This is a genomic window from Phaeobacter sp. JH20_34, from assembly GCF_048056095.1.
GTDB lineage: Bacteria > Pseudomonadota > Alphaproteobacteria > Rhodobacterales > Rhodobacteraceae > Phaeobacter > Phaeobacter bryozoorum.
Window position 1 is genome coordinate 41,786 of the sequence record NZ_JAYMWT010000023.1, and the last position, 22,056, is coordinate 63,841.

A 22,056-nucleotide genomic window follows, 5' to 3' on the forward strand; every position below is an offset into this window, starting at 1 on the left:
GCTGCTCCATACGGCGGTATTGGGTCAGCGGTTTTCTTGGCCCTCGGTTCTGGTTCATTTGTTAAGGCCCAAGATGACAGGCATGCTGGATCTGACAGAGGTCCCTCAGCGGGACCACGGCGGCAACCTTAGTGCCGCTATTTCGGAATATGGTGGTGAAGCCAGAGATTGGGTCGATATTTCGACCGGGATCAACCCCGTGCCATATCCGGTCACTGGCCTGACATCTGCGGATTGGGGTGCCCTGCCCGACAAGGCGGCACAGGCCGATCTGGTTGCCGCAGCGCGCACCTTCTGGAAGGTGCCGAAAGATGCAAAAATCCTCGCTGCCCCAGGCGCCTCGGCGCTGATTGCCGCCATTCCGGCCTTGGCTGACCCACGGTGGGTCCAGATCACGCCACCGACCTATAACGAACATGCCGCTGCCTTTACCACTCACGGGTGGCAGACCGTCACCGGGGCCCCGGCAGAGGCGCGGGTTCTGGTCCATCCAAACAATCCCGACGGACGCCGGTGGAGTGCTGAGGATGCACAGGCCCCGCTGGTCGTGATTGATGAGAGTTTTTGCGATGTCTGCCCTGAGGACAGCCTTATTCATCTTGCAGATCGCCCGGGCGTTATCATCCTCAAGAGTTTCGGCAAATTCTGGGGCCTCGCGGGCCTGCGGCTTGGCTTTGCTATCGGCGACCCCTGCCTGATCGACGGTCTGGCAGCTTGGCAAGGCCCCTGGGCGGTCTCCGGTCCGGCCTTGCGCATCGGCGCGCAGGCGTTGCGGGACGAGGACTGGGCCACCACCACACGGCTGAGGCTGCGGCAGGATGCCGAGCGCCTGGATCAGATGCTCATCGCCAAGGGCGCCCAGATTGTCGGTGGCACCGATTTGTTCCGCCTATATGATGTGGACGACGCTGCGGCCTGGCAGACCCAGCTTGCACGCGCACATATCTGGACGCGTATTTTCCCCTATTCAAAAAACTATCTGCGTCTCGGCCTGCCCACAGGGGATGGCTGGGCGAGGCTTGAGGCGGCTCTGTGACAACTGCGGAACTGCTGATACCGGCCTTGCTGCTGGATGCTGTTTTTGGCGAACCACGCTGGCTCTGGACGCGGATGCCGCACCCTGCGGTTTTGATGGGGCGTGCGGTTGAGCTTACCGACCGGTCCCTCAACACCGGCAAACAACGCAAGGCCAAAGGTGTTCTGGCCATCGTCCTTCTGGTTCTGGGGGCAGGCTGGCTTGGCTGGGTTCTGTCGCTGTTTGGGCCGGTCATGCAGTTTCTGGTAGCTGCGGTTCTGCTGGCACAACGATCGCTTTGCGAACACGTCGAAGCTGTTGCCCACGGCCTGCGCCACGATCTCGCAGAGGGTCGTACGGCGGTTTCTATGATCGTCAGCCGCGATACCACCGGCATGACAACCCCGCAGATCGCGCGGTCAGCCATCGAAAGCGGTGCCGAAAATTTCTCCGACGGGGTGATCGCCCCCGCATTCTGGTTTCTTGTCGGTGGCCTGCCCGGGCTGATGATCTACAAGATCACCAATACAGCCGACAGCATGATTGGCTATAAAACGCCGCGCCACAGAAATTTTGGTTGGGCAGCTGCACGGCTGGATGACGCGCTGAACCTGATACCGGCGCGGCTGTCAGCGTTGATGATCGCAGCCGTTGGCCGCGTGCTGCCAAGCTGGCCCGAAATTGCACAGGACGCAGGCCGCCATCGCTCCCCGAATGCAGGCTGGCCCGAGGCTGCGATGGCACGCGCGCTTCAGGTCGCGCTGGCCGGGCCCCGCTCCTACGATGGAAAAATGCAGGATTTTCCTTGGGTCAATGCTGTCGGCTCGAAAAGCGCCAGTGCCCATAGTATCACCCGTTGCGTTCGCCTGCTTTGGATGTCTTGGGCGCTGGGGCTTGCGCTAACGGTTGCCATTGCCGCGCTATTGTAGCTAACAAGGGGCAGCACTCTCAAAAAGGACACGCCAACCGTGTTGCGCCCCAGCCTTCTCGCCCTCGTCTCATTCCTGCTCCCTCTTCAGGCCCAAGCACAATGTGGCGGCGGATTTCGCAATTTCGTCCAGTTGATGAAAGAAGAAGCGCTGACCGGCGGATATGATAGCGCTACGGTGAACCGGTTCTTCGAAGGTGTTCGGCAGGATCAGTCGGTCCTGAAAGCGGACCGCGCGCAGGGTGTATTCCAAAAACCGTTCATCGAATTTTCGCGGCGCCTGATTTCCAAAAACCGGCTGGACCGGGGTCTGGCGATGGCGCGCAAATATGATACGACCTTCCGCCGGATCGAGACGACCTATGGCATAGATCGCAGCGTGCTGCTTGCGTTCTGGGCCTTCGAAACCGACTATGGCGCCGTTCAAGGGGATTTCAACACGCTGAACGCCCTTGTAACCCTATCCCATGACTGCCGCCGACCGGAGCTGTTCCGCCCGCAGGTGTTTGCGGCGCTGGAACTGTTTCGTCAGGGCAACTTTGATCCACGCCGCACCACCGGCGCCTGGGCGGGCGAAATCGGAATGGTGCAGATGCTGCCCGGCGATATCCTCGAAAACGGGGTCGATGCGGATGGTGACGGCCTCGTCAGCCTCAAGACCTCCGCTCCCGATGCGCTGATGTCCGGGGCGAAGATGTTGTCGCATTTGGGCTGGCGGCCCGGCGAACCCTGGTTGCAGCAGGTGACAATCCCCGAAGATCTGGACCTCCGCCTGAGTGGTGTTCATCACAAGCAGACAGTCGGCGATTGGCGGGCTTTGGGCGTGCGGTCCCGGTCCGGTCGGCTGGCAGCCCCCGGCACCAAGGCTGCACTCATTCTGCCACAGGGTCACAAAGGGCCTGCTTTCTTGGCCTATCCGAACTTCGACGTCTATTTCGAGTGGAACCAGAGCTTTACCTATGTGCTGACGGCGGCATATTTCGCCACCCGCCTGTCAGGAGCCGCCCCCTATGATGCGGGCGCACCTGATACAGGTCTTGTGGCCAAGCAGATGGAACAGCTTCAGCGCAAACTCATCGCGCGGGGCCATGACGTCGGCAATGTGGATGGCATCCTTGGCGCCAAGACACGGATCGCGGTGCAAAAAGAGCAGGAGCGCCTGGGCTTACCAGCCGACGCCTGGCCGACCGAAACGCTGCTGTCGCGTCTCTGATCAGCTGGTGCAGCACCCCTGATATTCACCGGATCGAGCGCACCGGGAACCTCTGACCGTCGGAGGTGATTACCACCGTGCGGTCACGGTTTGTCACATATTGATCGCAGCGTGAGGCGCCGTTGACAAAGGTTACGCATATGAGGCCGTCCGGCTTGACGCTGTAGCTGCCCCAGGCCGTACCTCCGCCATTCTTCGCAGAATATGTGTAGGCGTAGGCCCCATCCGAGCCGAACAGCGCCTCGCCATCATCGTAAAAGACAAAGGAACGTCCGGGCAGCGCCGCCAAGGCCTCGGCATCAAAAGGTCGGTCTCCGCTGCGCATCGCACCGTCTTGGGCCGACACGGTACCGAAGCCGGCAACTGCAGCAAGGAAAACATAAAAGGCCAGCAACATGGGGTATCTCATGCAGCCAGCCTAGCGGTATTTCAGAGTCTGATCTGTCACGTTTCGGTGACGAAACCTTCTGGGTCACCAATCAATGAATTCTTCGAATTCCTGAATGATCCGGGACCAGTAGCTCAAGAGCTCGGCGAAATCGTCCGGGTTCATCCCGCTTTTGCCAAGATAGACGTCCAGCTCAACCCGAGCGGATCCCTCGTCCGAGATATAAGCACGGCCAAAGCGGTTCTCCGTGTTCCATTCGTTGATCTTCGCCACGCGCACGCCGCCATCCGTCTGGTAGCCCGAAAAGAACTGTATCGCATCGCAGTTCCTATTGTTCTCGCAGCCATAGAAATAGATTGAGAAGTCATTGCCGTAATAGTCGACCTTTAGCTTGGGGTCGCCCACATCGTCAGTTGTGACCTCAAAATCGACCCCTTCAGTCTCAAAAAAATTCGCAAGCGTGGTCGCATCCTTTGCAAGGATATTATCGGCGTGCCCCAGACCAGGAATGGCGACCAGGGCTGCGGCTGTCAGTAGAGAAAGAAATTTCATTGCAAATCCTGTCATTGTCGCGGCGACGATAGAACCAGCGGCCTTGTTGAACAAGGGTTCAGGCGACCAGAGATTCGGCCTTCTTGAGATCGACAGACACCAGCTGGCTCACGCCTTTCTCCTGCATGGTCACGCCAAACAACCGATCCATCCGCGCCATGGTCACCGCGTGGTGCGTGATGATCAGAAAACGGGTGTCGGTCTGTCGGCACATCTCATCCAGAAGATCACAGAAACGGGTGACATTGGCATCATCCAGAGGTGCGTCGACTTCGTCCAACACACAGATCGGTGCCGGGTTCGACAGAAACACCGCAAAAATCAAGGCCATAGCGGTCAGAGTCTGTTCTCCGCCGGACAAAAGTGAGAGCGTTGACAGCTTCTTACCCGGTGGCTGGCACATGATCTCAAGCCCGGCGTCCAGCGGGTCGTCACTTTCGACCATAACCAGATTGGCCTCGCCGCCGCCGAACAGATGGGTGAACAGCATGGTAAAGCTGGCGTTCACCTCCTCAAAGGCGGTCAGAAGCCGTTCACGTCCCTCACGATTGAGGCTGGCGATCCCTGCGCGCAACGTCTTCACCGCCTCTTCCAGATCGGCTTTCTCGGTGACCAGCTGGTCATGCTCTTCCTGCACCACACGGGCGTCTTCTTCGGCGCGCAGATTGACGGCTCCCAGCGCATCGCGCTGGCGCTTGTGACGGTTGACCTCCGCTTCCAGCTCCTCTGCATTGGGCATATCTTCAGGCGTGGCATCAAGGCGGGCCAACAGGTCGTCCGGCACGGTCTGCTGTTCCTCACGGATCCGCGCCTCCGCATGTCCCACCGCCTCACGGGCGGCATCGCAACGCGCTTCGGAGCGGGCTCGTGCTTCACGTGCCTCTGACGCAAGGCGCGCGCACTCGCGCTCGGCCTGCACGGCATCGCGCAACACGGTTTCAGCGCCGATCAGCGCGTCCGACGCGGCAGCCTTGCGCGCCTCTGCCTCTTCAATCGCGGCATTCAGTTCGTCATGTCTCTCCGCAATTTCAGCTGGAACCGCATGGGCCTCTTCCAGCTCGTCTTCTGTTGCCGCGCGACGCTCAGTCAGCTCGGCAATGCGCCTCTCGGCGCTGTCGAGACGATGACGCCAGCCGGAGAGCTCTTTGGTCACCTGCTGTCCGCGTGCGGTCCGAGCCTCGCCTTCGCGACGCAATTCATCCTGCGTTGATCGATGCGTCAGCATGGTGATCCGCGCGGCTTCGACCGCTTGCTTTACATCCTCGACCTTGGCGCGCGCTTCGGAGAGGTCTTCAAGGCCCTCCACCGCAGTCTCAGCCTCAGCCAGCTGCGCCTTTGCCGCCGCTGCATCCTCGTCATGGCGGGTCACTGCAATGCTGAGAGTTTCAAGTTTGCCTTCGGAGAGGTTGCGGTGGCTTTCGGCCCTGCTCAGCGCACGCGCAGCATCGGCGACGCGCTGATCCGCGACCCGGCGCGCCTGACGGGCGGCCTGATCAGCGGCGGTCACCTCCTCAAGCTTTCGCATCAGGACCTCATGTGCCGCCCTGGCGCCATCGGCACGCGCTCCTACATGCTCCATGTCCTGTTTCAGCGTCTCGAGACGGTTCATCTGCTCCAAACGCAGCGCTGCAGCACTGGGTGCATCCTCCGCCCAGGCGCGGAATCCGTCCCAGCGCCACAGATCCCCCTCCAATGTCACAAGACGCTGCCCCGGCAACAAGCGCGAATGCAGGTCTCTTGCGGCATCACTGTCGACCAGACCAACCTGCGAAATCCGGCGCTGCAGCGCTGCCGGGCAGCTGACATGCAGAGACAGCGGCACAGCGCCCGCAGGCAGAGCCGCATCGCCGTCATAAGGCGGCAGGGTAACCCAACCACTTGGCCCGTCGATCTCAGCAAGAGGCGCACGCAGATCATCTGCCAGCGCCGCCCCGAGTGCCTTTTCATAACCGGCGGCGACACGCATTTCATCCAGAACATGCCCGCCCTCGGCAGTGTCACGTTCCACCAGCTTCGCAAGGGCCGTCACCTCAGCACGCAGCGCACCCAGCTCTCCTTCGGCTTCGGAGCGGCGAGCACGGGCCTCTGCTTCTCGCGATTGGGTGTCATTGCGGGCTTCATCCGCCGCCGCGAGGGTTTCATCTGCCAGTTCAGCAGCTGCGCGCGCCTCTTCTTCAGCGTCGACTGCCGCTTCAAATGCGGCCTCGGCTTCGGCCAGTGTTTCGCGGGCGGCCGCCATCGCCTCGCGGGAACTGCCGCCTTCCTCTTCCGCACGACTCAGTGCGCGACGGCAATCCTCAACCTGGCGCTGCGCGGACTGGTGGCGCGCGGCTAACCGTGCCACATCTTCGGTCAAACTCGTCAGATGCTCTTCGCGCGCCTGAAGAACAGATCCGGCCTCGCGGGATCGCTCAACGGCTTCGGCCATGCGGTCATCATGGCCAATGGCCGCCCGCGCCAATTCGCGCTGTTCCCAGTCCAGCCGCTCGATTGTCTCGCCGGCATCCCGGTTCAGCCCGCTTTCACGTTCGATATCAAGGCCCAACTGCGCCACACGGTTGGTCAGCGTCTCGATTGTCTGGCGTGCCTGTGACTCTTGATCGCTCAGCGCATCGCGCTGCACGAACAGACGTTGCAGGACCGCCGCTGCGATCGCTTCTTCCTCGCGCAGAGGCGGCAATGCGCCCTCTGCTTCTAGTCGCTTCCCATCTGCGACACGGGCTAGCGCCTCGGCCTTGGCGGCCTGCGTCTCACGCGCGCGTAGGACATCTTCTGCCTCAAGCCGCGCGTCATCGGCCTCGCGCCAGCGGCGATACAGCAACATCCCCTCCGCCCGGCGCAGCTGCTCACCGATATCACGATAGCGCTGCGCCTGTCGGGCCTGACGGGCCAGTTGCGAAAGCTGAGCAGCCAGTTGCTCGATCACGTCATCCACGCGCAGCAGGTTCTGTTCGGTGTTCTTGAGCTTCAGTTCAGCCTCATGCCGCCTCTGGTAGAGTCCCGAAATACCTGCAGCCTCCTCCAGAATACGCCGCCGGGCCTTCGGTTTGGCATTGATCAGTTCGGCAATCTGTCCCTGTCGAACCAACGCTGGCGAATGTGCGCCGGTCGAGGCATCAGCAAACAGCATCTGCACGTCGCGGGCGCGCACATCCTTGCCATTGGTCTTGTAGGCACTGCCAACATCACGGGTGATGCGGCGCAGAATTTCCAGATTGTCACTTTCGTTGAACCCGGACGGCGCAAGCCGCTCGCTATTGTCGATTTGCAGGCTGACCTCAGCAAAGTTACGCGCAGGCCGGGAACTTGTCCCCGCAAAGATCACGTCCTCCATGCCACCGCCGCGCATGGCCTTCGGGCGGTTTTCGCCCATCACCCAACGCAGCGCCTCGAGCAGGTTCGATTTGCCGCAGCCATTTGGTCCGACAACCCCAGTCAGGCCATCCGCGATCAGCAGATCCGTTGGGTCCACAAAGCTCTTGAAGCCATTCAGTCTGAGTTTCGAGAAGCGCAAGCCGATATCCTGTGATTCATTGGGGTCCAAGTGTCATGGGTTTGTTACACCACTGTCAATGTGGCCGCCCCCCAAATCCGCTAGCTCAGCGCGATATCGCCACCATATATTGTGGATAACTTTCTATTTCCCGCTTAACCGGCTACGCAGTCCAATCGCCCGACCAGCACGGCCTGATCGCCCAGCACATAGCCCACGCTACACCCACTGGCCAATTCCATTGCACGGGCCGCCCGACCTCTGATCGGTCCAAGCCGCGGCGCATACTGTGGGTTGACGCGAACGGCTTCTGCCAACCGACCGCGCATCCTGACATCAAAAACGCTGCCGTCCACGGCAATCCTCTGCACGGTCTGGCCCCGAAAATGCGGACTTGCGGTATCGCAGGCGGCAAATAATACGACAAGGAGGAATGTAAAAATCGAGCGGAATAGAACCGTGGATCTGGCCGGGTCGAACATGCGTATCACCGTGACGGTTGTGACAAATTCTTCGGTCTTGCTCTCACAGCTAGCATGGAACGCGCAGGTTGTCTGCCGAATGGATGCCGCCCTCTTGCAGCCGCACCTGCCGCGTGGTCATATGTTTTGACCAATAACGCACCTCAGAAGGCAATCATCATGCCCTTTCAAAAAGTTCAGCCCGAAAAACTCTCTGCTTCAGTGGTGCGCCAGATCGAACAGTTCATTCTGCGAGGCATCCTGACACCGGGCGAGCGGTTGCCTGCGGAACGCGAACTGGCGGAGCGTCTGGGCGTATCGCGGCCATCCCTACGGGACGCGCTGGCAGAATTGCAGAGCCGAGGCCTGCTCACGTCGCGGGCCGGTGCCGGTGTTTTTGTTGCCGATGTGCTCGGCTCAGCCTTTTCGCCTGCCCTGGTGCAGCTCTTTGCCAGCCATGATGAGGCCGTTTTCGACTACCTCAGCTTTCGCCGGGACATGGAAGGCCTCGCGGCGGAGCGCGCGGCCAAATACGGTTCCGACTATGATCTTCAGGTCATTCAGACCATCTTTGAAAAGATGGAACAGGCCGGTGATCCTGCCACTTCAGAGGAAGCGGCAGCTCTGGACGCGCAGTTCCATTCCGCGATCATGGATGCGAGCCACAATGTCGTCATGCTGCATATGATGCGGTCGATGTTCGACCTGCTGCGGGAGGGGGTCTTCTACAACCGCCAGATCATGTTCCAACAGCACACCACGCGCGAGGCCCTGCTCGCGCAGCACAGCGCCATCAACGCCGCTTTGCAGGCGCGCGACCCCGATGCAGCGCGGGCGGCGGTCGAAACCCATCTGGATTACGTGAAACAGGCGCTCAGCGACCATCAGCGCACCCTGCGTAACGCGGAAATCGCCAAGCAGAGGCTTGAGCACGAAATCAGCAAGTCCTGAGCCAGGCGCCGCCCCCATTCAGCACGGCCGGGATCAGGCTTCGGGCATGGACGCGAGCCACTCCGCCACGACCTCTTCGGGGTATCCTCGGTGGAAATGCGACTTCCACGGGTAGGCTGGCCGATCGGTGCCGTCTTTCAGCCGGACCTTATTCGCATCCCCCCTGTCGACCGCCGGGTTCCCAACCGCGATCCGATGATCTGCAACATCTCTCGTGACTGCGCTACAGGCTCCAACCAGGGCACCCTCGCCGACAGTCACCCCGGGGAGGACGGTGGTCATCGTGGCAATCACAGCAAATGACTTGATCCGAGCGCCAAGCAATACCTCGCTGGGCGGATGGGGGTCATTGGTCAGCACAACATAGGGAAAGATCCAGACATAATCGTCGATGACGCTCTTTTGGCCGATATGGACATTGCTGTGCAGCCGGACGTAATCACCAACCGCGCAATGGCCCTGAATATCGCCCAGAGTGCCTATCTGGAAACCGCGTCCGGCCGAGGTCAGTTCACGGACGGTGACACGATGACCGGTCACCAGCCCCTCTCCAAAAGTCGAGCTTTCATAGAAAACGCTGTGTGAACGTATGTTGGAGCGTGCCGAGATCCGCAGCGGCGACCCATCCCCAAGCCGGGTTTCAACGCCGAGTTCGCAATTGCTTCCTATGCTTGTGCCCTCACCGATCTCGACATTGTCATGGATGATCGAGAACGGACCGATTTCCACGCTTGGGTGAATCTTGGCATTGGGGCTGACAATGGCCGTCGGGTGGGCGCGCATGTGAGTCTCCTTCGGGACTTGGAGGCCCGAGCTCCGGCTCGGGATCTTGGCTCACTTCTATCGTTCGGCCCGCGTCCGATCCACCATTTAGGTCAGCAATCGCGCCACTCCAATGGCCGAGCCCACAGCTGGGCGAACAAAAAACCCGGCCACATGAGCCGGGTTTTTTAATACGCGCCGATAACAAGTGCAGGTTAGTGCAGCTTGGCGTCCACGTCAGCGATAGCAGCGTCGATCAGCTTGTTGGCTTCTGTCGCTGTCATCTGCTTCGAAATCACAGCATCCGCCGCCGCAATAGCAACGAGGATGGCCTGATCGCGTACTTCTTTCACCGCAGAATCCTGCGCTGCCTTGATCTGCTCCTCGGCAGCCGTCATACGACGGGCGATCGAGACTTCCAGATCCGCCTTGGCCTGCTCAGCCGCCTTGGCAGCATCTTCACGTGCCGAAGCAACGATCCGGTCGGCCTGCGCCTGAACTTCCTGCTGCTTACGTTCGTAAGACGCCAGAATGGTCTGGGCTTCTTCACGCAGGGCACGGGCCTCTTCGAGGTCCTTCTTGATGCCTTCCGCACGGGCGTCAAGCTGACCCCCCAGCAGACCGGGCACCTTGGCATAGAGCAGAATACCGACGAACAGCAGGAACGCGAGCGTCACGACAAAGTCGGTGTTGCTCATCGACAGGAACGGGCCAGACGCCGCAAACGCGGGGCTGGTGGCACCAAAGGTCAGAGCAAGAGCCAATACTGAGCGCATGTTCTTATCCTTTCATCCGGTCGGCAACCGCGGCTGCGACGGCTTTTTCGTCTGCCTTGCCACCAAATGCGGCGACGATTTCGGCGGCGGTATCTACAGCGACGGCTTCGACGCTGGCGATGGCACCGGCCTTGATCTCGGCGATGACGGCTTCTGATTCCGTTGCTTTGGCCGATATCTGTGCGTCTGCCTTGGCAATGGCCTCATCCAGATCTGCCTGGATTTCCGCACGGGTCTCAGCAGCGATGCGCTGAGCCTCGGCACGGGCATCCGCCAGAGCTTGATTGTAAGCGGTTTCGGCCTCAACGGCTTTGGCCTTCAGGTCTTCAGCCGCGGCGAGGTCGTTGGTAATGGTTCCCTGACGCTCGGCCAACACTGCCGCAATGCGGGGCAGCGCGATGCGCGACAGGATAAAATAGATCACGACGAGCGTGACCACGAGCCAGAAGATCTGGTTCGCATAGGTCGAGAAGTCCAGCTGCGGCATGCCGCCCGAACCGTGGGCAGCCTCTGCGGCACCGTGACCTGCGTCCTGCGTCTGAGTTGCCATGTCGTCCTCCTAGGGAACTTGCCGTTACACCGGGCGGCGCAGTCGTCCACACCGCCCGGCCGTAAGGAAAATGGTTCCGAAGGGTCTTAGACGGCGAACATCAGCAGCAGAGCGACCAGGAACGAGAAGATGCCCAGAGCTTCTGCAAATGCGATGCCGATGAAGAGGGTTGCGGTCTGGGAAGCAGCCGCGGAGGGGTTGCGCAGAGCGCCTGCCAGGAAGTTAGCAGCAACATTGCCAACACCCAGTGCAGCAATACCAGTACCCATGCCAGCCAGGCCAGCGCCGATGTGTGCGAGTTCGCCTTCCATTGTGTATCTCCTTACGATTGGAAGTTGAGGATCTTGTTGTTCGGACCTAACCGCGACTTAATGCGACGGATGAAGCGCGTCCTTCAGGTACACGCAGGTCAGAATTGTGAACACGTAGGCCTGAATGAAGGCCACGAGAACTTCGAGTGCGTAAACCGCGGTGATGGCAAAGATCGGCAGGAAGCTGAACAGGCCCAATGCGCCTGCAAAACCTGCGAATACCTTCAAAACCGCGTGGCCAGCCATCACGTTACCTGCAAGACGAATGCAATGGCTGACGGGGCGCACGAAATAGGAAATCAGTTCGATGATCGCGAGCACCGGGCGCAGCGCCAACGGTGCGGAGCTGACCCAGAACAGGCCCAGGAACTTGGTGCCGTGCAGCACAAAGCCGGTCACGGTCACGGTCACAAAAACCAGCATCGCTAGAACCGCAGTTACGGCAAAATGCGAGGTGGTGGTGAAGCTGCCGGGGATCAGGCCCAGCATGTTCGCGGTCAGGATGAACATGAACAGGGTCATGATGTAGGGGAAGAACTTCAGACCGTCTTTACCGGTGACGTCTTCGACCATCTTGTAGATGAACCCGTAGGCAAGTTCAGCAACCGACTGAATGCGCGACGGAACAATCGCGCGCTTGGACGATCCCAGTACCATCAGAGCGAAGATTGCGACAATCGCCAGCCCCATCCACAGGGTCACGTTGGTCGGGGTGTAGAAGTTCAGCTCCGCTGCGCCACCCAGCGGCTTTACCAGGAACTGGTCAGTCGGGTGAATCTGGAGCCCCGGAATAGCGGGCGCAAAGAACAGCCCAGACGCAAGTACCAGCAGAAAAGCTGCACCAAAGATTAGTTTGCCCATTGTCCCGTTTCTCCTGTCGCCGGGGGATCAATCCCGGTCTTGCGCATCTTGTTCGGCCATTTCGGCCAGTTTCTTTTCCTGGATCTCTTGCGCGCTGCGGAGCATTGTCTTTACCCCGGCCGCCAAACCCAGCATTGTGAACAGCACCAGAAAGATCGGTATGGTCCCAAAAAGAAGATCCAAACCGTACCCGATGCCAAAGCCGATCATCAGACCGGCCACCAATTCAATCACCATTCTCCAGGCATCGCTTGCCGTCGAATAATGTTCGTCCACACGCGGCTTGGGCTCATGGGCCTTACGCGCCTCTGCCAGCCTGGCCTCGAGCTGCGCCAAACGCTGCTTTTCCGGCTCTTGTGACACGGGCGCCATCCTCACGTGAATTCTGATGCGGTGCTAAGGAGTCCTAGGTCCAGAGTCAACAACGCAGATTGCACTGCGGCAGGACGCGCAAGATACTGAAAATAATAAATATTAAAGACAACCCCTCTTGGCCGCGGATGACTTTTCGTTGCGGCCCCGTGAAACTCACCCTGAAAACTCATATTCAACCAAAAGGTTGATTTTCCTCAGAGCGCGGGTTTGCGCCGGATTTTGCCAACCAAACGGCCGTCGATCATCACCAGCCCGAGCAAGATCGCAGCCATGCCCGCCAGATGCTCCACTTTAAGAGGTTCCTGAAGCACCCAGGCCCCCATCACCAAAGCCGAAACCGGCGCAATCAAGGTGGGCAGGGTAATATTGGTTGGCCCCACCCGCGGCAGAACCCAGTAGAACAGGATAAAGGCGGCGGAGGTCAGAATGAAGCCAATCACCAGCAGCGCACCCCAGGTCTCCAGCCGTGTGATGACAGGCACGCCTTCGGCCCAGATCGCAAGCGGCGCGATCGCGGCTGTTGCTCCGGTCAGGGCGATGGCAACCAGGACCACCGGATCCATATCGCGAAACTGCCGGGCAATATTGACTGAGAACGCGTAGCACAGCGGCGCACAAAGCGTCACGAGCACGGCCCATATCTCGGACTGCCGCCCCCCTTGCAAAAGCGGCAACGACAGCACCAGAATACCGAGGAACCCAAACATCACACCCATAGATTTCAGCACAGTCGCCCGCTCTCCACCCGGCCAGAAATGCGCCACAACAACTGCTAGCGCCGGGGTAAAGGCATTGAGAATCCCGGCCACGCCGCTGGCAATATGCTGCTGACCCAGTGCGTAAAAGGCAAAGGGCGCAGCGTAGCTCAATACGCCGAAGCCAAACAAAGCCAACCAGCGCGACGGTTGCTCCGGCACCCGTTTGCGGGCCGCCAAAACATAGATCCAGCATCCAAGCGCCCCAAAACCGACACGGCCCATCGAAACCGACAGCGGCCCCAATTCGCGCAGCAGCACAGCGTTGAACATGAAGGACATGCCCCAACCGATGCCCAGCACAAAGATCGCCGCCCAATATTTCAGTGCCATGTCACGTCTCTCCGGTGCTGCAATCTCTGACCCGGGAGTTATGGGGTTCACAGCTTGGGATTGTCGACCCGCATTCTGCGGTTTAGGTGTGTCAGAATGAGCGACCCCCTTGATATTGTCTTTGCCGCGCTTGCGGATCCAACACGACGCAGCATTCTGACCATGCTGCTGGAGGATGATATGGCTGTTACAGACGTTGCGGATCCCTTTGACATGTCGCTGGCGGCAATTTCCAAACACCTGACGATCCTGAGCCGCGCCGGTTTGATCGCGCAGGAAAAACGGGGCCGGGTCAAATGGTGCAAGCTACAACCGGATGCCATGCGGTCCGCCAGTGTCTGGATGCAGGGGTTTGGTCAGTACGAGCCCGTCAATCTGGATGCGTTCGAGCGGTTCCTGGAAACCGAACTCGGAACCCCGGCGAACGATCTGTCATCGGATTGACGCCGATCCGCCAGCCTCTGCCGCTGCCATCGGTGGGCGACCTTCCCGCAGCAGAAGCCAAAGCGCCCAGATCGTGCAGAGCACGCCCAGCGCCACGATACCGCCCGGAGCCGGTCGACCCAATGCGATTTCCCACAGGATGACCCAGCTCGGCGTCAGATAGGTATAGGCCATCACCTTGGCGGACGGCAGATGAAGCGTCGCGTATTGCAGCAAGACAAAGGTCGCGGCACTGGCAATCAGCGCCACATAAAGCAGAACCAGCCAGACAAGCGGTGACAGCCCGACCCAATCCGTCGCGCGGATATCAGCCCAACCCACCACCACCAGGATGATGGCCCCGGCAACCAGCATACCAAAGGTAAACACCACCGCAGGTTCCCCGCGATTCAGCAGCCGCACCATCGGCGTATAGACGGCATGAGCCACGCAGCCCCAGAAATAGATCACCTCTCCGCGACCGACCTCAAACGCCCAGATCGCCGCCAGATCACCACGAAATATGACCCAGATCGCGCCCGCCGCGCCGATCGCCAAAGCCAACGCCATCCGCCAGCTCGTAACCTGGCGCAACAGCAGCCAGCCGAAAATGCCGCTCAGAACCGGTGTCAGCGTAAAGACGGCGGCCGCACTGACCGGCGCTGCCGTTTGCAGGCCATAGAACATCAGAACAAAATAGACCGCAAAGAAGCCGCCCAGAAGGATGAAGCGCCAGGGCGCCTGAAAATTCCGTCGCCGCAAGCCATGAGTCACCTGGGCGGCAATGCCAATCACAACCGCAGCAATTATGAACCTCGCCGCGTTCAGGGCCATCGGAGCGATGTCGTTGGCGACCATGGAGCCAAGCGAAAACGATCCGGCCACCAACGCCGAGAAGAGCAGCATAGCCAGATGGCCACGATGGGCCGGTGTCATTCGGCCCAGGCCTTGGCTTCTGCTTTCAGAAAGCTGAGGAAGCTCTGAACCTTGGTGGTGCGGTGCAGATCCACATGGGTGACCAGCCACAAATCGCCACTCCACTCGGGCAGCGGCTCCATGATCTGTGTCAGCTCGGGATGCCGCGCAGCTTCCCATTTGGTCAGAAAACCGATCCCCGCCCCGGCCAAGAGCGCGTCCTGTATCGACGCCCCATTGACGCAGCGGAACGACAGCGCGCTCTCGGGGGCATGCGCTCGCAGCCAGCGGGAGTAAGGCGCGCGGCTGTCGATATCATCGTTACAAATGAAGCGATGATTGGGCATATCCTCAAGCCCGTTCAAGGGGCCGAACCGCTCCAGATAGGACCTGCTGGCGTAAAGCCCATGTTGCTGACGCATAAACGGCTGAACCACGTTGTCAGGCTGCTCAGGCGGAGATCCGGCACGAATCGCCACATGCGCCTCACCGTATTCCAGGCGAAACAGGCGGCTGCCGGTCAGGAACCGGATCACCAGCTCCGGATGCTGACGCTGAAACTCGGTCAGTGCAGGAACCAGAAGCGCCGACATCGACGACAGCGATGTCACGACCAGTTCGCCCGAGACAGCATCGCCGTGCCCCTTGAGCCGACCGACAAGCTGGCCAAACTGATCATCTGTGGCCTGCGCCACGCGCAGCAGATCCTGCCCGGCCTCTGTCGGTGTGTAGCCACGGGCATGGCGTTGGAACAGCTTCACGCCCAACCGCGCCTCAATAGCATCGACGTGGCGAATGACCGTGGCATGGTGAACCCCCAAAACTTCGGCGGCGCCGCTGACCGTCCCCATGCGCGCGACCTGATAGGCAGTGCGTACCTCGTCCCAGTTCTCCATGGCTATCTCTCAACTTGCGCCCCACTTACTGCAAACATGCACATTCCACCAAGGACGGCCAGAGAAAGGTTCGCAATTGCGCAAAGGTCAGCCAGAGTTTGAGCAGTTCAGACCCAGGTGATCGCCACACCCAAACGCTGCATCACATCGAGAAAGGCCGGACGGCTCAGCGCGACCGTCCGATCATTAACCAGCGGGTGCATGTAGATCAGGTCGACCTGCTGGGCAGCCTTGTCCATGTAGAAATGCACATCTCTTTCGACACCATTGATCATCGCAAGCGGCGTCACCGCTCCTGGGCGCACACCGAGGGTCTGAAACAGCCGCTCTGCCGAGCCGAATGACAGCGTCCCCAGCCCCAGCTCAGCGGCGAGACGCTTCAGATCGACGTCGCGGTCCTGTTCCAAGCTGATCAGGTGGTTGCGTTTCTTCTTGTCCCGCAAATAAAGGTTCTTCAACCGCAATGCGGTCTTCCCCGGCTCTACGAACTCCGCTTCGACCGCTTTTGCCTCCTCAACCGTGCGCAGCGGTGGATGGCGGTGCAACCGGTAGCCGATGCCCCAGACATCCAGCTGCGCCAGCAGTTTATCGCAGGAAACCGGTAGGCTGTCCTGTAGCTCGGTTGATGCATCCATTGCGGCCTCATGCTGTTATCGTTCTGCAAATCACGTGATGTCAGCAGATCAATAAGAAACCCACAAGGACGCAAGGGGTAACATCATAGTTTCGCCGGCGTTTCAATGTTGGTTGGTCAGTCTGCCATAGACCGGCTACACCCGCCGTGCCTCCTCATAATGATCGAAACCGCTTGAGAACCACGCCGTACCGCGGGTCGCACTGGCCAGGCTGTTGCACAGCTGCTCCTGCGCGGCGACAGGCAGTAGGGTTTCAAACACATCCCACCCGGCGGCATCTGGATGGGCGGCAAAGCCCAGGATCTGCCCCTGCATTCCGCTCACCACGGGGACCAGCCCGCCGGTAAAGACGGAGGGTACGTGAATTTCCACGCGCATAATCGGTTGCAGCACCACAGACCCGGCCTGCGCCAATGCCTCACGCACCGCAGATTTGCCAGCGGTGCGGAAAGCAAAATCGGAACTGTCGACGGAGTGGTGTTTGCCATCCAGCAGGGTTACCTTCACGTCGACCACAGGGTGACCGTTGACACCGGCTTGCAGAGCCTCTCGCGCGCCGGCTTCGACTGAGGGAATATACCCTTTGGGTACGGCACCACCCTTGACCTCATCCGTAAACTGAAACCCTGATCCGCGCGCTGCGGGGGCGATGCTCAGCACGACATCCGCAAACTGGCCCGCACCCCCGGACTGCTTGCGGTGGCGATGATGGATTGTGGCAGGACGGGTGATCGTCTCCCGAAGGGCGGGTGGCACCGGTTCGTCACTGACCTCAATGCCAAACGACCCTTTTAGCAGCGACAGAATCCGGCGCAGGTGTAACGGCCCCTGGAGGTGGAGCAGCGCATGACCGCTCATTTCATCCTGATCAACTCGCAGCCCCGGATCTACCTCAGCAATTCGTTCCAGAGCAGAGGTAAGGCGGACATCATCGCGATCATGTAAAGGGGTGAGGATCCGTTGATAACTTGCCGGGCGTGGCTGCGCCCAGTCCGGCAGTTCCGCAGCGTGGTCTTTAAGATAGGTATATCCAAGACTGAGATGATCAGACTTGACCACCTGCGCGATATCGCCTGGCGCCAACTCACCGGCATCAGATGAGGCACCATTGCTGCCATTCCCCGCAGATCGTGAAGGCGTCTGGACGCCTGCCCCGTTCTTTGCAAGCCCGCCATCACCGTTCAGTTGGGTCATCGCCCCCAGGTTGCCGCCACCGACCTGTGCGCCGATCCCGACAGGTTCGCTGAGCGCGCGAACTACAACTGTCTTGCCAAGATGTTTGACGAGGTCACCGATGCAGCCCACTGCAAGGGGCGTTCCGTCCCCCGCCAACCGCTGCGCAGCAACATCAACTGCCGGGGCCTCATGCCGAAGGGACTTCATAAGCCTGACAATCCCGTTGCGATGCAGCGCCGACCCCAGCAACGCAGGGATCAGGTCATTGTGCTGCAATACCCGCGTGGCGACATCATAGACCGCTTCGGTCAGCGGCTTGCGATCCTCGATCAATTGCTCCAGCAGATCGTCGTCGTAGTCCGCCAGCGCCTCCAGCATCTCTCCGCGCGCCTGACGCTCGCGTGCATGGATACTGTCAGGGAAGGCCACAAGGGCCGAGGGCTGCCCCTCCTGATACTTCCACGCCCGCTCGGAGATCAGGTCTACTGCCCCGATCACCTCACCACCCGCCCGCATAGGGATCTGACGCAGTACGATATTGTGCCGACAATAGGTTTGTAGCGCAGCAACAATATCCGCCACCCGCCCTGCAGCCTGATCCATACGGTTGATAAAAAGAAAGGCGGGAACACCCGCCTCTTCGACCATACGCAGATAGGGCGCGGCCAAGACCCCGGCGGCGGGATCAGCAGGCACGCAGACCACCGTTGCATCACTGGCGGCCAAAGCGGGCCCGGCGATGGCCAGGTTTTCAACCCCGCCGGCGATATCAATCACCCCCCAGTTTTCCTCCATGAACTGGAAGGCTCTCAGATCTGCAACGCCCGTGGCGTGCTGTGGTTTTTGCCCAGGCTCCTGAAGTGTCGCCAGTGCCGTTGCCAACTCCGTTTTACCGGATTGGGAGGGGCCGATGATCGAAAATACACGCATCTGTCATGATCCTTCTGATGGCTGCAAAGCCGCCCGATGAAGGAATGCGGCATTAGATTGCCGCAACAGATGCCTTGAGAATAACTGCCTCTCGCGTGGTGCCGCTTATTCGACACCGTAGTTTCGTCATATGGGGGAACACCCGAATAAGCGCCTGTGAAGGTGGTCGCCGAGGTGCCGTCTCCCTGCGATATTCCCTCAGGGAGGTGGCTCGCGTCAACCGTTGCACCCAGCGCATGGCAGCCTCCCCCTCGCTCTGTCTGGGCGCGCCGGGTTGACTCACTCCGGACAAAGGCGTAACGCATGCTGCAAATCCGGGAGCCATGATGAGTCTTCCGGTCCCTGCCCGTGTCAGGGATCGCCCCCCACCAGCGTGTTACGCCCGTGGGGGCGATTGTGCATGGATCATTTGCTCCCTACATGTGGGGCGTCCACTTCGAAACCGGCATAGGAGGCCGCAGGCATGTTTGAAAATCTATCCGAACGCCTATCCGGTGTCTTCGACCGGTTGACCAAACAGGGCGCGCTCTCTGAAGAAGATGTGAAAACCGCCCTGCGCGAAGTCCGTGTCGCGCTGCTCGAGGCAGATGTTTCCCTGCCGGTCGCCCGCGATTTTGTGAAGCGCGTACAGGAGCAGGCAACGGGCCAAGCCGTGACCAAATCGGTCACCCCCGGCCAGCAGGTTGTAAAGATCGTCCATGACGCACTGGTTGACGTGCTGCGCGGCGACGAAGATCCCGGACAGCTGAAGGTCGACAATCCTCCCGCGCCGATCCTGATGGTCGGTTTGCAGGGGTCAGGTAAGACCACGACCACCGGCAAGCTTGCCAAGCGCCTGAAAGATAAAGAAGGCAAGCGCGTCCTGATGGCGTCGCTTGACGTCTATCGCCCTGCCGCGATGGACCAGCTGGCTGTGTTGGGCACACAGATCGGTGTCGACACGCTGCCCATCGTTCCGGGCCAGAAACCCGTCGATATCGCCAAACGCGCCAAACAGCAGGCGGCGCTTGGTGGTTACGACGTCTATATGCTCGACACGGCGGGCCGATTGCAGATCGACGAAGTGTTGATGCGGGAGGTCGAAGACGTCCGTGATGTCGTTTCCCCCCGCGAAACCCTGCTTGTTGTTGACGGGCTGACAGGTCAGGTCGCCGTTGAAGTGGCCGAGGAATTCGACGCCAAGATCGGCATCTCCGGCGTGGTGCTGACCCGGATGGACGGCGACGGCCGCGGCGGCGCCGCGCTGTCGATGCGCGCAGTCACCGGCAAGCCGATCCGCTTTGTCGGTCTCGGCGAGAAAATGGACGCCATCGAAACCTTCGAGCCGGATCGAATCGCGGGCCGGATCCTCGGCATGGGCGACATCGTTGCACTGGTCGAAAAGGCCCAAGAAACCATCGAGGCCGAACAGGCTGAGCGCATGATGAAGCGCATGATGAAGGGTCAATTCAATATGAATGACCTGAAGATGCAGCTTGAGCAGATGATCCAGATGGGCGGCATGCAGGGCATGATGCAGATGATGCCTGGCATGGCGAAGATGGCCAAGCAGGTTGAAGATTCGGGGTTCGACGACAAGGTTCTGCGTCAGCAGATTGCCATGATCCAGTCGATGACCAAGAAAGAACGCGCCAATCCTGCCCTGCTCCAGGCGTCTCGCAAGAAACGGATTGCAGCAGGATCCGGCATGCAGGTCTCTGACCTCAACAAGCTCATGAAAATGCATCGCCAGATGGCCGACGTCATGAAGAAAATGGGTAAGATGGGCAAAGGCAAGATGCTGAAGCAGGCTATGAAAGGCATGTTCGGCAAAGGTGGCATGCCCGAAATGGTCGGCATGGATCCGAGCCAGATGGACCCAAAAGCGCTGGAAGCGGCGGCCAAGGCGATGGGCGGCAAGGGCGGTTTGCCCGGCGGTCTCGGCGGGCTTGGTGGTCTTGGGGGTGGCATGGGGCTGCCCGGCGGCCTCTCCGGTTTCGGCAAGAAGAAATAAGCCGCATGATCGCCTCCATCCCTACCCTTCAGACCGAGCGCCTGACGCTGCGCGCCCCCAAGCTTGAGGATTTTGAGCATTGGGCCGCGTTCTTTGCGTCCGAACGCGCCCGCTACGAGCGTGGCATCCTGCCGCGCGGCGAAGCATGGAGAGTCTGGGCCGGGGATGTGGCACTTTGGACACTTCGTGGGTACGGCCCCTTCGGTGTCGAAATCCGAGAAACCGGCGCCTATGCGGGCGAGGTCGGGATTTACCAACCGGACGGCTATCCCGGCCCGGAACTGGGCTGGTTCGTCGTCCCCGAAGCTGAAGGCAAGGGAATCGCTGCCGAGGCCGCGCAAGCTGTCATGACCTGGGCGCGACAGAATTTCGGCTGGGACAGTCTGATCAATATTATCGACCCGAACAACCACCGATCAATCGCCCTGGGCCAGCGTCTCGGCGGTGTTATCGACCCCGACGCAGAGGGCGAATGCGCCGACGACGTGGTGATCGTGCATGATCTGCGGGGGCTGGCATGATGCAGATCCCGGCTATCCTTCAGCTTGAAACCGAACACTTGGTCCTGCGCGGACCGGAGGCCTACGCATGATGGCCACCCACCTTCCCACACGCGTCTTTACCCACATCCGCTCCGCTGTGGCCGCCTTGCCACAGCGCAACAGCGCCTTAACCCCTTGTTTCCCGGCATCTGGCATGATCGAGCCGTCATTGATGCCGAAACAGGTCACTGGTGCGCGCGCGGCAGGGGCCGAAACGAGTGTGGGTATGCCAGACACAGACAATCGTTTCCCTAGCCTCATGACGAAGAGGCTATTGTTGGTCTCCCCTGCGGAGGCCGGTTTTGACGCGCATGATGCCTTCCTGCGCATTGGTGCGCCGCGCTTCATCGACGCGGTCGACGATCCTGATGCGCTGTGGTGGTCGATAGCGACGATCATCGGCCACTGGCACCTGCGTGGTTACGGATTGTTCGCCCTCATCGAGCGCAATACCGGGCGCCCGGTCGGCATGATTGGCCCCTGGTTCCCGAAGGGCTGGCCAGAGCCGGAGCTTTCGTGGCACCTGACCGAGGATGCCCGTGGTAAAGGCTACGCAAGCGAGGCCGCAGAGGTCGTTCTCGACTGGCTGTTCCGCGAGAAAAACTGGAGCAGCATCGCCTCCTTCATTCCCGAGGACAACGCAGCCTCCATTGCCCTGGCGCAGCGAATCGGCGCCCGCCCAGAAAAATTGGTATCGTTCCGCCTCGCACCTGCACACAATATGCGCACCTGGCGCCATCAGCCCCGCAAACATCTGCTGGACCGGCCTGCAATCACAGGGCGCCTTCAATGATCTATTGCCACTGCGACTTCAGCGCGGGG

23 protein-coding genes are annotated in these 22,056 nt (G+C 60.3%); 8 read left to right on the forward strand and 15 right to left on the reverse strand.

Annotated features, from left to right (window positions below):
* Positions 1–82: 82 nt before the first annotated feature.
* Genes VWZ81_RS18185 through VWZ81_RS18195 form a run of 3 tightly spaced genes read left to right on the forward strand, consistent with a single transcriptional unit; the run spans position 83 to position 3,156 of the window.
* On the forward strand, positions 83–1,036 hold the full coding sequence (locus VWZ81_RS18185) for a threonine-phosphate decarboxylase (protein WP_416543468.1): 954 nt from the start codon (positions 83–85) through the stop codon (positions 1,034–1,036).
* Positions 1,033–1,944 carry an adenosylcobinamide-phosphate synthase CbiB gene (cbiB, locus tag VWZ81_RS18190; RefSeq protein ID WP_416543469.1) on the forward strand — a complete coding sequence of 304 codons (912 nt, stop codon included), beginning with the start codon at positions 1,033–1,035 and terminating at the stop codon, positions 1,942–1,944. The genes VWZ81_RS18185 and cbiB overlap by 4 nt, the downstream gene beginning before the upstream one ends.
* A 39-nt stretch (positions 1,945–1,983) precedes the next feature.
* Complete coding sequence (locus VWZ81_RS18195) at positions 1,984–3,156, forward strand: lytic murein transglycosylase (protein ID WP_416543470.1); 1,173 nt, start codon at positions 1,984–1,986, stop codon at positions 3,154–3,156.
* Between the two features lie 25 nt (positions 3,157–3,181).
* Here VWZ81_RS18195 and VWZ81_RS18200 read toward each other — a convergent pair whose 3' ends face one another.
* From VWZ81_RS18200 to VWZ81_RS18215, 4 genes are all read right to left on the reverse strand, one after another.
* Positions 3,182–3,553: a hypothetical protein gene (locus tag VWZ81_RS18200; RefSeq protein WP_340546520.1), complete on the reverse strand. Its 372-nt coding sequence runs from the start codon at positions 3,551–3,553 to the stop codon at positions 3,182–3,184.
* 75 nt (positions 3,554–3,628) lie between these two features.
* Positions 3,629–4,096 carry a YbjN domain-containing protein gene (locus tag VWZ81_RS18205; protein ID WP_416543471.1) on the reverse strand — a complete coding sequence of 156 codons (468 nt, stop codon included), beginning with the start codon at positions 4,094–4,096 and terminating at the stop codon, positions 3,629–3,631.
* Positions 4,097–4,154: 58 nt separating this feature from the next.
* Positions 4,155–7,610 (reverse strand): chromosome segregation SMC family protein, encoded by a 3,456-nt coding sequence (locus VWZ81_RS18210; RefSeq protein ID WP_416543472.1) that lies wholly within the window; start codon positions 7,608–7,610, stop codon positions 4,155–4,157.
* 134 nt (positions 7,611–7,744) lie between these two features.
* Positions 7,745–8,071, reverse strand: a complete 327-nt coding sequence (locus VWZ81_RS18215) for a hypothetical protein (RefSeq protein ID WP_416543473.1) — start codon at positions 8,069–8,071, stop codon at positions 7,745–7,747.
* Positions 8,072–8,230: 159 nt separating this feature from the next.
* Here VWZ81_RS18215 and VWZ81_RS18220 point away from each other — a divergent pair, with 159 nt between their 5' ends.
* A complete protein-coding gene (locus VWZ81_RS18220) occupies positions 8,231–9,001 on the forward strand; it encodes a FadR/GntR family transcriptional regulator (RefSeq protein ID WP_340546517.1) in 771 nt (256 codons plus the stop codon).
* Positions 9,002–9,034: 33 nt separating this feature from the next.
* Here VWZ81_RS18220 and VWZ81_RS18225 read toward each other — a convergent pair whose 3' ends face one another.
* The 7 genes from VWZ81_RS18225 to VWZ81_RS18255 form a co-directional block, all read right to left on the reverse strand.
* Positions 9,035–9,784, reverse strand: coding sequence for an N-acetyltransferase (locus VWZ81_RS18225; protein WP_416541005.1), 750 nt, complete (start codon positions 9,782–9,784; stop codon positions 9,035–9,037).
* A gap of 194 nt (positions 9,785–9,978) precedes the next feature.
* Positions 9,979–10,539 (reverse strand): F0F1 ATP synthase subunit B, encoded by a 561-nt coding sequence (locus VWZ81_RS18230; RefSeq protein ID WP_260082157.1) that lies wholly within the window; start codon positions 10,537–10,539, stop codon positions 9,979–9,981.
* Positions 10,540–10,543: 4 nt separating this feature from the next.
* Positions 10,544–11,089 carry a F0F1 ATP synthase subunit B' gene (locus VWZ81_RS18235; protein WP_260112726.1) on the reverse strand — a complete coding sequence of 182 codons (546 nt, stop codon included), beginning with the start codon at positions 11,087–11,089 and terminating at the stop codon, positions 10,544–10,546.
* Between the two features lie 86 nt (positions 11,090–11,175).
* Complete coding sequence (locus VWZ81_RS18240; RefSeq protein WP_008562443.1) at positions 11,176–11,400, reverse strand: F0F1 ATP synthase subunit C; 225 nt, start codon at positions 11,398–11,400, stop codon at positions 11,176–11,178.
* Between the two features lie 57 nt (positions 11,401–11,457).
* Positions 11,458–12,261, reverse strand: a complete 804-nt coding sequence (locus tag VWZ81_RS18245) for a F0F1 ATP synthase subunit A (RefSeq protein WP_340546514.1) — start codon at positions 12,259–12,261, stop codon at positions 11,458–11,460.
* Positions 12,262–12,288: 27 nt separating this feature from the next.
* Complete coding sequence (locus tag VWZ81_RS18250) at positions 12,289–12,633, reverse strand: AtpZ/AtpI family protein (RefSeq protein WP_374015478.1); 345 nt, start codon at positions 12,631–12,633, stop codon at positions 12,289–12,291.
* 197 nt (positions 12,634–12,830) lie between these two features.
* Positions 12,831–13,724, reverse strand: coding sequence for a DMT family transporter (locus VWZ81_RS18255; protein WP_340546512.1), 894 nt, complete (start codon positions 13,722–13,724; stop codon positions 12,831–12,833).
* A 96-nt stretch (positions 13,725–13,820) separates the two neighbouring features.
* On the opposite strand from VWZ81_RS18255, the gene VWZ81_RS18260 reads away from it, so the two are divergent.
* Positions 13,821–14,168: an ArsR/SmtB family transcription factor gene (locus VWZ81_RS18260; protein ID WP_340546511.1), complete on the forward strand. Its 348-nt coding sequence runs from the start codon at positions 13,821–13,823 to the stop codon at positions 14,166–14,168.
* Here VWZ81_RS18260 and VWZ81_RS18265 read toward each other — a convergent pair.
* The 4 genes from VWZ81_RS18265 to VWZ81_RS18280 form a co-directional block, all read right to left on the reverse strand.
* The gene (locus VWZ81_RS18265) at positions 14,157–15,083 is read right to left on the reverse strand and encodes a DMT family transporter (protein WP_340546510.1); all 927 of its coding nucleotides are present in this window, start codon (positions 15,081–15,083) and stop codon (positions 14,157–14,159) included. The genes VWZ81_RS18260 and VWZ81_RS18265 overlap by 12 nt on opposite strands.
* Positions 15,080–15,958, reverse strand: coding sequence for a LysR family transcriptional regulator (locus VWZ81_RS18270; protein WP_340546509.1), 879 nt, complete (start codon positions 15,956–15,958; stop codon positions 15,080–15,082). The genes VWZ81_RS18265 and VWZ81_RS18270 overlap by 4 nt, the downstream gene beginning before the upstream one ends.
* A gap of 107 nt (positions 15,959–16,065) precedes the next feature.
* The gene (locus VWZ81_RS18275; protein WP_340546508.1) at positions 16,066–16,593 is read right to left on the reverse strand and encodes a prolyl-tRNA synthetase associated domain-containing protein; all 528 of its coding nucleotides are present in this window, start codon (positions 16,591–16,593) and stop codon (positions 16,066–16,068) included.
* Between the two features lie 135 nt (positions 16,594–16,728).
* The gene (locus VWZ81_RS18280; protein ID WP_340546507.1) at positions 16,729–18,699 is read right to left on the reverse strand and encodes an elongation factor G; all 1,971 of its coding nucleotides are present in this window, start codon (positions 18,697–18,699) and stop codon (positions 16,729–16,731) included.
* A 463-nt stretch (positions 18,700–19,162) separates the two neighbouring features.
* On the opposite strand from VWZ81_RS18280, the gene ffh reads away from it, so the two are divergent.
* From ffh to VWZ81_RS18295, 3 genes are all read left to right on the forward strand, one after another.
* The gene (ffh, locus tag VWZ81_RS18285) at positions 19,163–20,692 is read left to right on the forward strand and encodes a signal recognition particle protein (protein WP_416543474.1); all 1,530 of its coding nucleotides are present in this window, start codon (positions 19,163–19,165) and stop codon (positions 20,690–20,692) included.
* 5 nt (positions 20,693–20,697) lie between these two features.
* Complete coding sequence (locus VWZ81_RS18290) at positions 20,698–21,213, forward strand: GNAT family N-acetyltransferase (RefSeq protein ID WP_340546505.1); 516 nt, start codon at positions 20,698–20,700, stop codon at positions 21,211–21,213.
* 67 nt (positions 21,214–21,280) lie between these two features.
* Entirely contained in the window at positions 21,281–22,027 is a 747-nt protein-coding gene (locus VWZ81_RS18295; protein WP_340546504.1) for a GNAT family N-acetyltransferase, read from the forward strand.
* Positions 22,028–22,056 lie beyond the last annotated feature (29 nt).